Origin of the sequence: Staphylococcus pettenkoferi, assembly GCF_002902685.1 — a bacterium.
GTDB lineage: Bacteria > Bacillota > Bacilli > Staphylococcales > Staphylococcaceae > Staphylococcus > Staphylococcus pettenkoferi.
The window spans coordinates 1-12342 of sequence record NZ_PPRN01000008.1 but is presented as its reverse complement, the minus strand read 5'-3'; the positions used below and the strand labels follow the sequence as shown (position 1 = coordinate 12342).

The 12342-nt window shown below is 29.7% G+C and carries 17 protein-coding genes; 7 read left to right on the top strand and 10 right to left on the bottom strand.

From position 1 onward, the window contains the following. Window positions 1-112: 112 nt before the first annotated feature. The 10 genes from CD126_RS01610 to arsD form a co-directional block, all read right to left on the bottom strand. Window positions 113-658 (bottom strand): recombinase family protein, encoded by a 546-nt coding sequence (locus CD126_RS01610; RefSeq protein WP_046466213.1) that lies wholly within the window; start codon window positions 656-658, stop codon window positions 113-115. 343 nt (window positions 659-1001) lie between these two features. Further along, window positions 1002-1154 carry a DUF5655 domain-containing protein gene (locus tag CD126_RS12280; protein WP_240626083.1) on the bottom strand — a complete coding sequence of 51 codons (153 nt, stop codon included), beginning with the start codon at window positions 1152-1154 and terminating at the stop codon, window positions 1002-1004. A gap of 103 nt (window positions 1155-1257) precedes the next feature. After that, window positions 1258-1791, bottom strand: a complete 534-nt coding sequence (locus CD126_RS12275) for a PDDEXK family nuclease (RefSeq protein ID WP_240626082.1) — start codon at window positions 1789-1791, stop codon at window positions 1258-1260. A 57-nt stretch (window positions 1792-1848) separates the two neighbouring features. Then, entirely contained in the window at window positions 1849-2157 is a 309-nt protein-coding gene (locus CD126_RS01600) for a restriction endonuclease subunit S (protein ID WP_142381347.1), read from the bottom strand. A gap of 112 nt (window positions 2158-2269) precedes the next feature. Beyond that, the gene (gene arsC, locus CD126_RS01595; RefSeq protein ID WP_268218523.1) at window positions 2270-2650 is read right to left on the bottom strand and encodes an arsenate reductase (thioredoxin); all 381 of its coding nucleotides are present in this window, start codon (window positions 2648-2650) and stop codon (window positions 2270-2272) included. A 30-nt stretch (window positions 2651-2680) separates the two neighbouring features. Beyond that, on the bottom strand, window positions 2681-3973 hold the full coding sequence (gene arsB, locus CD126_RS01590) for an arsenite efflux transporter membrane subunit ArsB (protein ID WP_169931216.1): 1293 nt from the start codon (window positions 3971-3973) through the stop codon (window positions 2681-2683). Continuing rightward, complete coding sequence (locus CD126_RS01585) at window positions 3973-4287, bottom strand: ArsR/SmtB family transcription factor (protein ID WP_002441914.1); 315 nt, start codon at window positions 4285-4287, stop codon at window positions 3973-3975. Before CD126_RS01585 ends, arsB begins: the two co-directional genes overlap by 1 nt. Further along, on the bottom strand, window positions 4284-5948 hold the full coding sequence (locus CD126_RS01580) for an FAD-dependent oxidoreductase (protein WP_103369928.1): 1665 nt from the start codon (window positions 5946-5948) through the stop codon (window positions 4284-4286). Before CD126_RS01580 ends, CD126_RS01585 begins: the two co-directional genes overlap by 4 nt. Further along, on the bottom strand, window positions 5948-7675 hold the full coding sequence (gene arsA / locus CD126_RS01575) for an arsenical pump-driving ATPase (protein WP_169931214.1): 1728 nt from the start codon (window positions 7673-7675) through the stop codon (window positions 5948-5950). The genes CD126_RS01580 and arsA overlap by 1 nt, the downstream gene beginning before the upstream one ends. Then, window positions 7656-8003: an arsenite efflux transporter metallochaperone ArsD gene (gene arsD / locus CD126_RS01570; RefSeq protein ID WP_070502727.1), complete on the bottom strand. Its 348-nt coding sequence runs from the start codon at window positions 8001-8003 to the stop codon at window positions 7656-7658. The genes arsA and arsD overlap by 20 nt, the downstream gene beginning before the upstream one ends. A gap of 281 nt (window positions 8004-8284) precedes the next feature. On the opposite strand from arsD, the gene CD126_RS01565 reads away from it, so the two are divergent. The 7 genes from CD126_RS01565 to CD126_RS01535 all read left to right on the top strand — a co-directional run bounded on the left by CD126_RS01565 (window position 8285) and on the right by CD126_RS01535 (window position 12185). Further along, window positions 8285-8479, top strand: coding sequence for a hypothetical protein (locus tag CD126_RS01565; RefSeq protein WP_002441924.1), 195 nt, complete (start codon window positions 8285-8287; stop codon window positions 8477-8479). Window positions 8480-8524: 45 nt separating this feature from the next. Further along, on the top strand, window positions 8525-8845 hold the full coding sequence (locus CD126_RS01560) for an ArsR/SmtB family transcription factor (RefSeq protein WP_002449352.1): 321 nt from the start codon (window positions 8525-8527) through the stop codon (window positions 8843-8845). An 87-nt stretch (window positions 8846-8932) separates the two neighbouring features. Continuing rightward, entirely contained in the window at window positions 8933-9817 is an 885-nt protein-coding gene (locus tag CD126_RS01555) for a permease (RefSeq protein WP_070502728.1), read from the top strand. A gap of 13 nt (window positions 9818-9830) precedes the next feature. Then, the gene (locus CD126_RS01550) at window positions 9831-9965 is read left to right on the top strand and encodes a hypothetical protein (protein WP_002441931.1); all 135 of its coding nucleotides are present in this window, start codon (window positions 9831-9833) and stop codon (window positions 9963-9965) included. Window positions 9966-10203: 238 nt separating this feature from the next. Next, entirely contained in the window at window positions 10204-11700 is a 1497-nt protein-coding gene (gene lqo / locus CD126_RS01545; protein ID WP_002441949.1) for an L-lactate dehydrogenase (quinone), read from the top strand. A gap of 9 nt (window positions 11701-11709) precedes the next feature. Next, on the top strand, window positions 11710-11820 hold the full coding sequence (locus CD126_RS12375) for an SE2200 family small protein (protein WP_080550853.1): 111 nt from the start codon (window positions 11710-11712) through the stop codon (window positions 11818-11820). Window positions 11821-12050: 230 nt separating this feature from the next. Further along, complete coding sequence (locus CD126_RS01535) at window positions 12051-12185, top strand: beta-class phenol-soluble modulin (protein WP_002436888.1); 135 nt, start codon at window positions 12051-12053, stop codon at window positions 12183-12185. The last annotated feature ends 157 nt before the right edge of the window (window positions 12186-12342 follow it).

Sequence of the window (12342 nt, the reverse complement as noted above, 5' to 3'; positions counted from 1 at the left end):
CGAAATTAGTATCATGCTAGCAAGTTAAGCGAACACTGACATGATAAATTAGTGGTTAGCTATATTTTTTACTTTGCAACAGAACCTGTAATAAACACATTCAAAACAGTTGCTATTTTAATACTCGATAAACTGTAGATCTGCTTACCCCTGTTTGTTTCGCAATTTCTTCCCCAGTAAGTTTTTGTTCATCATATAAGAATTTAATTTCTCTTTTCTTATGATTTGGTAATGAAGGTCTTCCGCCTTTTCGTCCTCTTGCTCTTGCAGCTTCTAACCCTTTTTTCGTACGTTCACTTAATAAGTTAGCTTCAAGTTCCGCAAATGCACTCATCATGGTAAAGAACATTTTGCCCATTGCATCTTTGGTCGATACGTTCATATCTATAATATGTAAATCAATGCTGTTTTCATCGAACCATTGAGATAACTCAATTAATTGCTTCGTTGTACGTCCAAGACGATCTAGTTTATAGATAACTAGGATATCTCCTTCACGCAAATAATCTAAACACTTATCAAGTTCTGTTCTTTTGGTTTTACGACCACTTGCTTTCTCGCTAAAGATACGTTCACAACCATAGTCTTCAAGTGTATCAATCTGTCCATCAAGACTTTGATCTTGTGTTGATACACGTGCATAACCAATTTTAGCCATTTCAATACCACCTCTTTTAATCGTTTTATGGGCACTTATTAACGAAATCTAATTCTCGATGCAAATAAACGCGTCTCTCATCGTCTAAAAACTCATGATTTTTGATATTTATGATACATTGATTATAACACAAGTTTATAGACTTAAATATCCAAGAAAAACCTCTTAATATTAAGTTAAGAGGTTTTGTGTCAAAAACGAAGGTTTTTAGTAATTAATTATTATTATAGCTTTTTAAGATATAAGGTTTTGCTTTTTCAAAATCATTATTATCTTTTACAGTAATAGATAAATTTCCAGTTCCATAATGACCAATATTAGTTACATCATGAGTGAAACCTTTTTATAATTTCGCACAATCTAAATTAACTTTTATATAAAGAAGTATTTTATTTTGAGAAGGTAATACTTCTATACACGCGAAATTTTTAATTCTTTTAAATGTAATATAAAATTTTAACTCTTTAACTTGGACATCATCACTTAAAGCTAAAATATAATTATATATTTTATTATATAAATCAATAATTTGCTGATTTGCTTTATTAATATTTTTGGAAATAATTGAGGTATCCTTATCAAAATAAGGTTTTGCTTTTTTATTTATAATTGTTTTTTTCTTTATGTAAAGTTGAAGTGCTTACTAAATCTAACATAAATAGGTTTTCTTCAAATTGTTTATATCTATATAATTCAATATTTTTATTTATTTGCTGTACGGCATGTGCATCATATTTTGTGAATCTACCTGCTATACATAATAATCTAGGTGTTTGCCAATCGATTTTGTCAACATAATTCGTATTTAACTTTTTCATCACAAGTAATTCAAATTCTGCTTTATGATCCATTAACCAATCTAAATAAAAAAGACCTTGATTAATTACATTTTCATTTGTTGCTCTTTTATATTCTAAAATAACAGGAGAATAATTCTCATCAATACTTAAGGTATCGATTCTTCCAGCATGTTTTTTACATGTAGAATACTCGGATGCAAGGAACGAAATGCCTAATAGATTTTCAGAATTATTTTCTATTACGGTTTGAAGAGATTTTTCTATAGCCACGGATTCTCCATATAATTCATATGCTATTTCGTTATTCAGTTTAAATAATTTTACATCTCCCATGTATACTCCCCTTTATTTAATAAAACATATAGTTAACATAATAGGATTTCATCAGTATCAAACAAACATTTTCTGCAAAAAGCCCTTCTTACGTTCTTTCAATAAATCAATTTTTTGTTCTTCTATAGAGTTTGGAATTTTTACTTCTAACTCTTCAAATTTCTTTTCACTTAATTCTTTTTGACCTGTCCCATCAGCTAAATACTCATTTTTTCTTAAAAAATCATTTTGAAGTAGATATTTTTTGTCAATATAGTTATTGATTTTATAACTCATAATAGCATTTGAACATATAAAACCATTCAATTCGCTAGGAACTATAGCAATACTAACATTAAAGAAGTTTTGTTTTCCTATATGTGGCACAACAATATATGCAGAACTAACAGAAAAAGGTAAGCAGCAAATATCATTATATAAAACAGAGGATAAGCATTGTTATATGTGCTTATCCTCTGTTTTTGAATTTTATATTAACTTAATTATCATAAAATTGCTTGATCTTTTGACCTATTTCATCTCTTACACGTTGAAATTCTGACCAAGATTTACCTGCTGGGTCATCAAATCCCCAATGCTCTTTTTTTACATTAGGTGGGATGACTGGACAATTTTCATTAGCATCACTACAAAGTGTAACAATTAGGTCTGATTGTTTTAAAATTTTATTATCAATTAAATCAGAAGTATGGTTTGATATGTCAATATCCACTTCTTTCATAACTTCTATCGTCTTAGGATTTACGCCATGCGTTTCGATACCTGCTGAGTAAACATTCCATTCTTCGCCGAGTATTTCTCTTCCCCAGCCCTCAGCCATTTGACTACGACAAGAATTACCAGTACATATAAAGTAAATTGTTTTTTATCCATTTATCATTACCTTTTTTTAAAAAATTATTAGTGTTAAATATAGACCTAATAGGGTTACAAATAAAACAGGGATTGTGATAATAATTCCTGTCTTAAAATAGGTCCCCCAAGAAATCTTGACACCTTTTTGCGTTAACACATGTAACCATAATAACGTTGCTAAAGAACCAATTGGTGTAATTTTTGGTCCTAAATCCGAACCTATGACATTTGCATAAACCATACCTTCTTTAATTGTTCCAACTACATTCGATTGTCCGATAGCAATTGCATCTATTAAAACAGTTGGCATGTTGTTCATAATAGATGAAAGGAATGCGGATATAAAACCCATGCCCATGATACTACTAAATAAGCCGTAACTTGAAATATTTGTTAGTACATCACCAAGAAGCGTTGTAATCCCCACATTTTTTAGACCAAATACCACAAGATACATACCAATAGAGAATAAAACAATATTCCATGGTGCACCTTTAATTACTTGTTTCGTATGAACAGCCTTAGATTTACGTGCTAATAATACAAATATTAAAGCAATGATACCAGCAATGATTGATACAGGGATTTGAATAAACTCACTAACAAGATAACCCACAAGCAGTATTGATAATACAATCCATGAAATCTTAAATAATTTAGAATCTTTAATTGCATTTTTAGGATCTGAAAGATTTTCTGTATCGAACGTTTTAGGTATAGATTTTCTGAAATATAACCATAAAACGAGAATACTAGCAATCAGAGAGAATATATTAGGAATAATCATGCGACTAAAATATTCAATAAATCCAATATCGAAGTAATCTGCAGAAACGATATTAACTAAGTTACTTACAATTAAAGGTAGTGATGTAGTATCTGCAATGAATCCACTTGCAATGATAAAAGGAAAAATGACTTTTTGATTAAATCCAAGATTTCTTACCATAGCAAGCACGATTGGAGTGAGAATTAATGCAGCTCCATCGTTCGCAAAGAAAGCTGCTACAATAGCGCCTAACAACATAATGTAAACAAACATTTTCAAGCCATTACCCTTTGATGCTCTCACCATATGTATAGCAGACCATTCAAAGAACCCAATTTCATCTAATATGAGTGAAATAAGAATAACTGCAACAAAAGTTAAGGTCGCATTCCAAACAATTCCAGTAACTTCTAGTACATCTGAAAAGCTTACAACGCCAGTGATTATAGCAACTACAGCACCAATTAATGCAGTAATACCAATATCTAGACCTTTAGGTTGCCATATAACAAAAATTAATGTTAATACAAATATTGTGATTGCTAATATCGTCATCATTAACACTCACCTTTCTCTACTGTTTCACATATACATGGGACAGTACTGGAACTCAATAGAGTGAGTCGTGATGTAACGTTATCCAATACGTCATGATTCAATTTGTATAAAATTTTATTACCATCTTTTCTGGATGTAATTAAATTATTGTCTTTTAATACTTTCATATGATGACTTAATGTGGGTTGAGAAAAAGAAAAATGCTCTAATAAATCACAAGCGCATAATTCACCGCAAGATAACAAGTCTAATATTTCAAGACGGCTACTATCAGCAATCACTTTTAAGTATTGTGAAATTTCTTTATAATTCAATTTTTCTTCTTCCTTTCTACTTGAAACCTTTTATAACGTTGATAATTTTTATTACCACCTGACAAATTAAACACTTGTTTAAAACCTAAATTAATAAGTACGTTTTGTGCAGCATTCCCAGTAGTACCTTTATTACAGTAAGTCACTATCTTTTGATTTTTATCTACTGTTTTTGCATAACTTCTCAATATTTTCAATGGGACGTTAATCGCTCCATCAACATGATTAACTTCAAATTGCTTTGGAGAACGTACATCTAAAATCAATAAGTCATTATTTTGTTTCATGACTTCTTCAGGCGTTATAATTTTGCGTCCTCGAGTAATATTGTGTCCAATCATCCCTGTATAAATAACAGGATCTTTAGTTGTAGAAAAAGGAGGCGCATATGCTAAATCTAAATGAAATAAATCTTCTGCATGGGCACCAAACGTTATAGCAGTAGCTAGTACATCTATTCTCTTATCTACACCTTCATACCCAATAATTTGGGCACCAAGTAATTTAGAATTGTTTTTATCAAATATAGCTTTAATTACCATTTCTTGGCCTTGCATATATTCTGGACGATTCGGTTTCACATTGTGTAATACGTCAATATCAATATCTAAATCAATAGCTTCTTTTTCAGTTAAGCCTGTTTGGGCAATTGTCATATCAAATATACGAACAATGCCTGTTCCTAAAATACCTTTATGTTCTAGATTTCCACCAGTTAATCGATCTCCTAAAATACGTCCCATTTTATTTGCTGTAGAACCTAACGGTCTATATATAGGGTTACCAGTAATTAAATTATAACTTTCTGCTACATCACCAATTGCATATATGTGAGGAATATTTGTTTCAAAATACTTATTGGTTTGTATTGCTCCAGATTCTCCAATATTAATACCAATTTCTTTAGCTAATTTAGTATTTGGTGTGACACCAATCCCAATAATGATTAAATCTGTATCAATTAATTCACCAGTTTTTAAGCTCACTCTATTTATTGTATGATTTTCATCATAATCAATAATATCTATTTCATTATAGGTATATACGTTAGCTTTATCTTCAATATATTCTTGAATCATAAAACTGATATCGTCGTCTAAATGAGGCATAAAAGTACTGCGTTGAATAATTGAAGTATTGTAATTAGATAATTGTTCTAACATCTCTAGACCAATAAATCCACCACCAATGATTGTTACATTCTGAACATCATTGCCCTCAATATAATTATAAATTGCTTTCGCATCATTAATATTCTTAACTTTAAACACATTGTTATATTCTTCGCTATTTAATTGAGGAAGTTCTTTAGGCGATGAACCTGTTGCTAATACTAATTCGTCATATTCTTGAATCATCGTTTCATCATTTACTAAATTGGTAACTGTTATTGTTTGATCAGTATCATTTATCTGATGCACTTCATATTTTGTATAAATATCTATATTAAAGCGCTCTTTAAACCATTTAGCATTTCGTGGCGTGAGTTCATCAATATCAGATACATTACCGCCTATATAGTAGGGAATACCACATACTGAATACGAAATATCACTATCTTTATCAAAAACGATAATTTCCACATCTTCACTATTTCTTCTTGCTTTAGCCGCGACACTTGTACCGGCAGCAACTGAACCAATGATAACAATTTTTTTCATTATTCTAACCCTCCATAAGGTATAACAAAGTAATTATTAAGACTTTCATTTTTAATCTTGTTTATCCAAATCGATTCATCTTCTTTTTTGTTACTAAAAAGGTCATCACGTTGATTTAGCGTAACTAATGATTGATTAACGACCCACCAATTATGTCCTATATCGGCTCTATTTAAATCTTCTACTAAACGTTTAGATTCTAAATAAGGTGTTTTTTCTGCTAGTGTTACGATTATCATCTGTGTTAAATCTTGATTTTGAATTTTAGGTAATAACGTTTCAACATTACTGGTAGTTTGAGTTGATTTTTTCTTTAGTTCTTTATGGTGATTTTCACTAGAATCAAGTAACAGCAAGGTATGGCCTGTAGGAGCTGTATCTACAATGACGTAATCCATGTCGTCTTGATTCTCCATAATGTCACTAAAGGCTTTGAAAAATGCTATTTCTTCTGTACAAGGTGATTTTAAATCTTCCATAATATAATCGATATCGTCTTGTGGTGTATCATCATTCACTGTGGCTAGTACTTCTTTTTTATACTTTTCTAATGCTTGTTCTTCATCAATATAAGCAGTATTTAAATTACTTGTAGTTTCAACATTAATTTCTTTAGTAGGGTCAGTAGTTGCTAAAAGAACACGATATCCTTTATTAGATAATGCTGTAGCTAATTGCGTTGCTACTGTCGTTTTACCAACGCCACCTTTTCCCATTGTAAATAAATATTGAACTTTACTATTTTCAATTTCATCGATTAATTTATTGAATTGCGGATGATCTTCAACAATAAAGTCATCATTTTCAATTAAGTTATCATCATTTAATAGATTAGTTAAACTTTCTATACCTTCTTCTTTCTGCTTTTTATATGGAACGTAATAAGCATGATTGTTATTTAACCATTCAGTAAAATGATTAATGTTTTTATCTTGTTCTGATTTCATCTGACTCGAAATTAAACCGTGACTTTCTTCTATATAGTTGTTAATGATTACTTTGAATTTAGAAATTGACAGTTGTTGTAATTCTTGTTGCGCTCTTTGAATTTCATATATAGAAGAGTGAGTAGGTCTCGCAACTAACATCATGGTCGTATCATCTTGGTTACGTAGTTTTTCAAGTGCTGAATTATATTTAACTCTATTTTCATTTAAACCTGATAATTGACCTAAGCAAGAAGCGTCATTACTCGTTATATTTAAATAATCTGTCCATGCAGAAGGTAATTCAAGCATTCTTAAGGTGTGACCTGTTGGAGCTGTATCAAATATAATGAAATCAAATTCTTGTTCTAAAGTTTTATCGGATAAAAAATTTGTAAATTCATTAAATGCTGCTACTTCAACTGTACATGAACCACTTAACTGTTCTTTCATCTCAGCAAGCACATCTTCTGGTAGAATACCCTCATAAGGTTCTATAGATTGTGCTTTATAATCGTCTGCAGCAGCAATCGGGTCAAAATTGGCTATAGAGAGATTAGGTATAGGTTGATATTTAGTTAATTTATTAGATAATTCCATTTGAAATACATCTTGTAAATTACTAGCTGGATCAGTACTTACTAAAGCTACTTTCTTTCCATTCTCTGCTAAGTTTAAAGCAGTAAAACTTGATATCGTTGTTTTGCCTACGCCACCTTTACCAGTAAAAAACAAATATTTTGTTAACTCAATGTTATCTAGATTCAATTTATTTAAGTATTTAACAGCATCCATCTCCATCACAGCATCCTCCATTTCTCATTTGATTAACTGTAATAATTTCATCGGCTTCTTCTTGGGTAATATAAGCGCCCGTTTTAGCTATATTGCCTTCTATAAAAGTGATTGGTAAAACTTCATCACCTTTTTCTTGAATTAAACGAATAACTTCTTGATTTTTAATGAATTCATTCGGATTATTATTCATATTATAACGTTGAACTTCTATTTGATTTTGCTTTAAATATTCATTGATTTGATTCGCTTTTATTAGTGTTTCATCCGGTTCTGGACCACATACCCCAGTAGAACAGCACATAGCTTCTTCGTATATTTCAATATTTAACATTATACTCACCTCATTAATTAATTTGGATTATAGACTAACATCTATATAGATTAGTGTCTATGTTTTTGTTTGAGTTTTAAAAATTTTACTAAATTTAATTCTTAATAATAAAATTTATGAAGAAATTATTTTAGTATTTTTGTGAGCAATATCTAAGTTTATGTAAAATTATAGGTTTTCTTCTTGCGATAATATAGATATTGATTTATATTTAATATATCAAAAAAAATTGATGTATTAAATGATATAAAACTACGTTGACAATAAGGAGGCATGCTTGATTGCGAGTAAACCATGCAAGTACTTTAACTGTTGGTTATTTTGTAAGTTATTTAAATCTTGTTATGCTATCAAGAGAAATCAATTTAAAAGAAGCTACAATATATATGGAAAAGGAGTTCTTTAAAGGGAACATTAATCAGTATGGCGAATCAACAAAAAATAACTATAAACAAGCAATTCAAGAATTGAAATAAAGATAATATAAACTCAATGAAATATTATAAAAAGGATGGTCTTTTATGGAAGTTATTAAAGCAAAGACTGATATGAGTGAAGATCAACAATTTGACTTTTATGAAAATATGTTTAATGCACTTGCCGATAAAATCAGATTAAAAATACTAAATCAAATTAGCCAAAGCTTCAATAAATCATTATGTGTATGTGATTTAGAAGAGTTATTAGATATAAAACAATCTAAACTTTCTTATCATTTAAAAAAATTAGTAGATGCAAATGTTCTTATTGCTGAAAAGCATGGCACATGGAATTATTACAAAATTAATGAACAACAAATACAGGTAGTTTTAAATGAAGATACTTGTTGTAAGATATTATGAGTATCTTCTTTTAATACAAAACAGATCTATTTTTTTGATTAATTAATCAAAAAAAGTTGATTAAAGAAATTCGGAGGCGTTATACTGATGTTAGATTCAATTATAGAATTCATAAAAACATTTTTAATGCTGTTTTTTGAATTATTAATACTGTTCATAATCGTAAGTTTTATTGTAAGTCTAATCCAACAAGTAATTTCGGAAGATAAAATCAAAAGCATGTTAAGTAAGCCTAACCAAGGAAACAATTATTTTTTTGGGATGATATTTGGTGCGATTACTCCCTTTTGTTCTTGTTCAACTATTCCAATACTTGCAGGTCTATTAAATTCTAAAGTACCTTTTGGTCCAGCGATGAGTTTCTTAATTGCTTCACCATTAATGAATCCATTAATGGTGTTTATGTTATGGGCCTTATTAGGTTGGAAAGTTGCAATAGTTTATTTTATTGTACTAGCAATCTTTAGTATCTTAACAGGTTTTGTATTTTCAAAAATGAATTTAGCTGAAACTTATAAAGGTGTAAATGTTAAAGGCGATGGATTTTTCGCTAATAAAAATGGATCTCGTTTTAAACAAGCATTAAATGATGCTTGGGCATTTTTATATCCAATGCTTCCTTACCTATTTATTGGTGTATTTATTGGAGCGTTCATATATGGATTTGTACCCGAAACATTTATTACAAAATACGCAAGTGGAGATGGCGTTATATCCGTATTCATTGGATCTGTTATAGGCATTCCAATGTATATCAGACCTGAAACAATGTTACCTATAGCTGAGGCATTAGTATCAAAAGGGATGTCTTTAGGAACAGTAGTTGCGTTGATAATAGGTGGTGCTGGTGCAAGTATTCCAGAAGTAGTATTATTATCTAAATTATTCAAGAAAAAATTTGTAGTCTCATTCGTTATTGCAATTTTAGTTGTGGCTATTGCAACTGGTCTAATTGTTAACTTAATCATTTAAGGAGGTGAAGTAAATGGGTATCAAAGACACATTAAAAAAATTAAAACCTCAAGAACAGTCATGTTGTTCAGTTAAAATTGAAGAGAAAACAGACAAAAAAGACGAAAATAATGAGAAAAAAGAAAATGGTAATAAAAATTGTTGCTAAAATTAAAAAAATTCTGCTTGATTTTACATTTATTAACATAATCGATTATTATCAGAAGTTTTCACCTAAAAAAGATATATTAAAGTTTTATAAATCTTTAACGCATCTTTTAGAGTTTTTTAGTTGCTTTTAAACCTATTCTTTTATGGAATAAGTCAGATTAAAAATGAGTATTTTTATTATAAGTTGAATTGTATTACACTACTACTTAGTCACAAAAAGGGAAGAGGAATTATTTATGAATACTAAAGAGTCAAAAACAGTTGTCATTATTGGTGCTGGGGTATTAAGTACTACTTTTGGTTCTATGCTTAAAGAAATAGAACCTAATTGGAATATTAAACTATATGAACGTTTAGATCGTCCAGGGATTGAAAGTTCTAATGAACGTCATAATGCCGGAACTGGCCATGCTGCTTTATGTGAACTGAACTATACAGTAAGAAAGCCTGATGGTTCAATTGATATTGAAAAAGCAAAAGAAATTAATGAGCAATTTGAAATTTCAAAACAATTTTGGAGCCACTTAGTTAAAAATAAAAGTATTTCTAACCCTAAAGAATTTATTCAGCCTTTACCTCATATTAGTTTTGTGAGAGGTAAAAATAATGTTCAATTTTTGAAAGATCGCTATTATGCGATGAAAGATTTTCCGATGTTTGACAATATTGAATATACGGAAGATATTGAGGAAATGAGAAAATGGATTCCTTTAATGATGAAAGGGCATAATTCGAGTGACATTATGGCTGCTAGTAAAATTAATGAAGGTACAGATGTTAATTTTGGTGAGCTTACTCGAAAAATGGCTAAAAATATTGAACAACATCCGAATGCTAATGTGCAATATAATCATGAAGTCATAGATTTTAATCATCGAAAAGATGGTAAATGGGAAGTTAAAGTACGTCAACGCAATAGTGGTGATGTGCAAACAGAACTTGCTGATTATGTATTTATTGGTGCTGGTGGTGGAGCCATTCCATTATTACAAAAAACAGGTATTCCAGAAAGCAAAAATTTGGGTGGTTTCCCAATTACAGGTCAATTCTTAATTTGTACTAACCCTGATACCATAGCCAAGCATGACGCTAAGGTATATGGTAAAGAGCCTAAAGGTACACCACCTATGACTGTACCTCACTTGGATACACGTTATATTGATGGTGAACGTACCTTATTATTTGGCCCATTTGCTAGTGTAGGCCCTAAATTCTTAAAAAATGGTTCGAATTTAGATTTATTTAAATCGATTAAGCCATATAATATTACAACACTTTTATCTTCTGCAGTTAAAAACCTTCCTTTAATTAAATATTCGTTTGATCAAATATTAATGACTAAAGAAGGGTGTATGAATCATTTACGTACGTTTTATCCAGAAGCACGTGATGAAGATTGGCAGTTATATACTGCTGGTAAACGTGTACAAGTCATCAAAGATACACCTGAACATGGAAAAGGTTATATTCAATTTGGAACGGAAGTAGTTAATTCTAAAGATCACTCAATTATTGCTTTACTAGGAGAATCACCTGGGGCTTCAACTTCAGTTTCTGTAGCTTTAGAAGTACTTGAAAAAAACTTCTCAGAATATGAATCAAAATGGACACCAAAAATCAAAAAAATGATACCATCTTATGGCCAATCATTAGTTAATGATATTGGATTAATGAGAACTATTCGAAAACAAACATCTAAAGATTTAGAATTAAATTATTATGAAAACAAATAGAGTAAAGGAATGACAAATTTGAAAAAATTATTTGTAGCAATAGCTATTTGTACTATTGGTTATAGTGTACTTAAACGTTATCAAAAACATGTAAATAAAATACCAAATATTGAATACTAAATTTATATATAATATCCAAGAGCATGATATTAATAACATCTTTTTATATTAAAAAAAGGATGGACAAATCAAAAATACCAGATTCTATTTAATATAGAGTCCGGTATTTTTTGTCATTGTTAATGATGTGATATATTAAAATAGTGTAAATTAAGTTTACAAATCATTCTAGAAATGTTACAAATTTATATGGTTACATCATTTTCATTTGTATAAAGGAGTGTACATTTATGTCAGGTATTGTTGAATCATTACATAATGCAGTAAATTCAGGTTTACATGTCAAACAAGACTGGGTAGACATGGGCTTTGGCATTGCTAATACAATTGCTAAAATCGTTGACCAAGTACTTAAATTTGTTTAATAAATTAAAATTTAATTTTAAAACAGGGTATTACTTTAAAGTAGTACCCTGTTTTTTGTTTGTATAAAGGGTTCTGTTGCAAAGTTGAATTTATAGTATAATTTTAACAAAAAGGAGTCTTCTGTATGAACTATTTCAGATATAAACAATTTAACAA

Excerpts from the sequence above, each read along its gene's own strand:
- CD126_RS01610 (WP_046466213.1), bottom strand. The coding sequence starts at position 658 with ATGGCTAAAATTGGTTATGCACGTGTATCAACACAAGATCAAAGTCTT.
- CD126_RS12275 (WP_240626082.1), bottom strand. The coding sequence starts at position 1,791 with ATGGGAGATGTAAAATTATTTAAACTGAATAACGAAATAGCATATGAA.
- arsB (WP_169931216.1), bottom strand. The coding sequence starts at position 3,973 with ATGATGACGATATTAGCAATCACAATATTTGTATTAACATTAATTTTT.
- CD126_RS01580 (WP_103369928.1), bottom strand. The coding sequence starts at position 5,948 with ATGAAAAAAATTGTTATCATTGGTTCAGTTGCTGCCGGTACAAGTGTC.
- arsA (WP_169931214.1), bottom strand. The coding sequence starts at position 7,675 with ATGGAGATGGATGCTGTTAAATACTTAAATAAATTGAATCTAGATAAC.
- arsD (WP_070502727.1), bottom strand. The coding sequence starts at position 8,003 with ATGTTAAATATTGAAATATACGAAGAAGCTATGTGCTGTTCTACTGGG.
- CD126_RS01560 (WP_002449352.1), top strand. The coding sequence starts at position 8,525 with ATGGAAGTTATTAAAGCAAAGACTGATATGAGTGAAGATCAACAATTT.
- CD126_RS01555 (WP_070502728.1), top strand. The coding sequence starts at position 8,933 with ATGTTAGATTCAATTATAGAATTCATAAAAACATTTTTAATGCTGTTT.
- CD126_RS01550 (WP_002441931.1), top strand. The coding sequence starts at position 9,831 with ATGGGTATCAAAGACACATTAAAAAAATTAAAACCTCAAGAACAGTCA.
- lqo (WP_002441949.1), top strand. The coding sequence starts at position 10,204 with ATGAATACTAAAGAGTCAAAAACAGTTGTCATTATTGGTGCTGGGGTA.
- CD126_RS12375 (WP_080550853.1), top strand. The coding sequence starts at position 11,710 with ATGACAAATTTGAAAAAATTATTTGTAGCAATAGCTATTTGTACTATT.
- CD126_RS01535 (WP_002436888.1), top strand. The coding sequence starts at position 12,051 with ATGTCAGGTATTGTTGAATCATTACATAATGCAGTAAATTCAGGTTTA.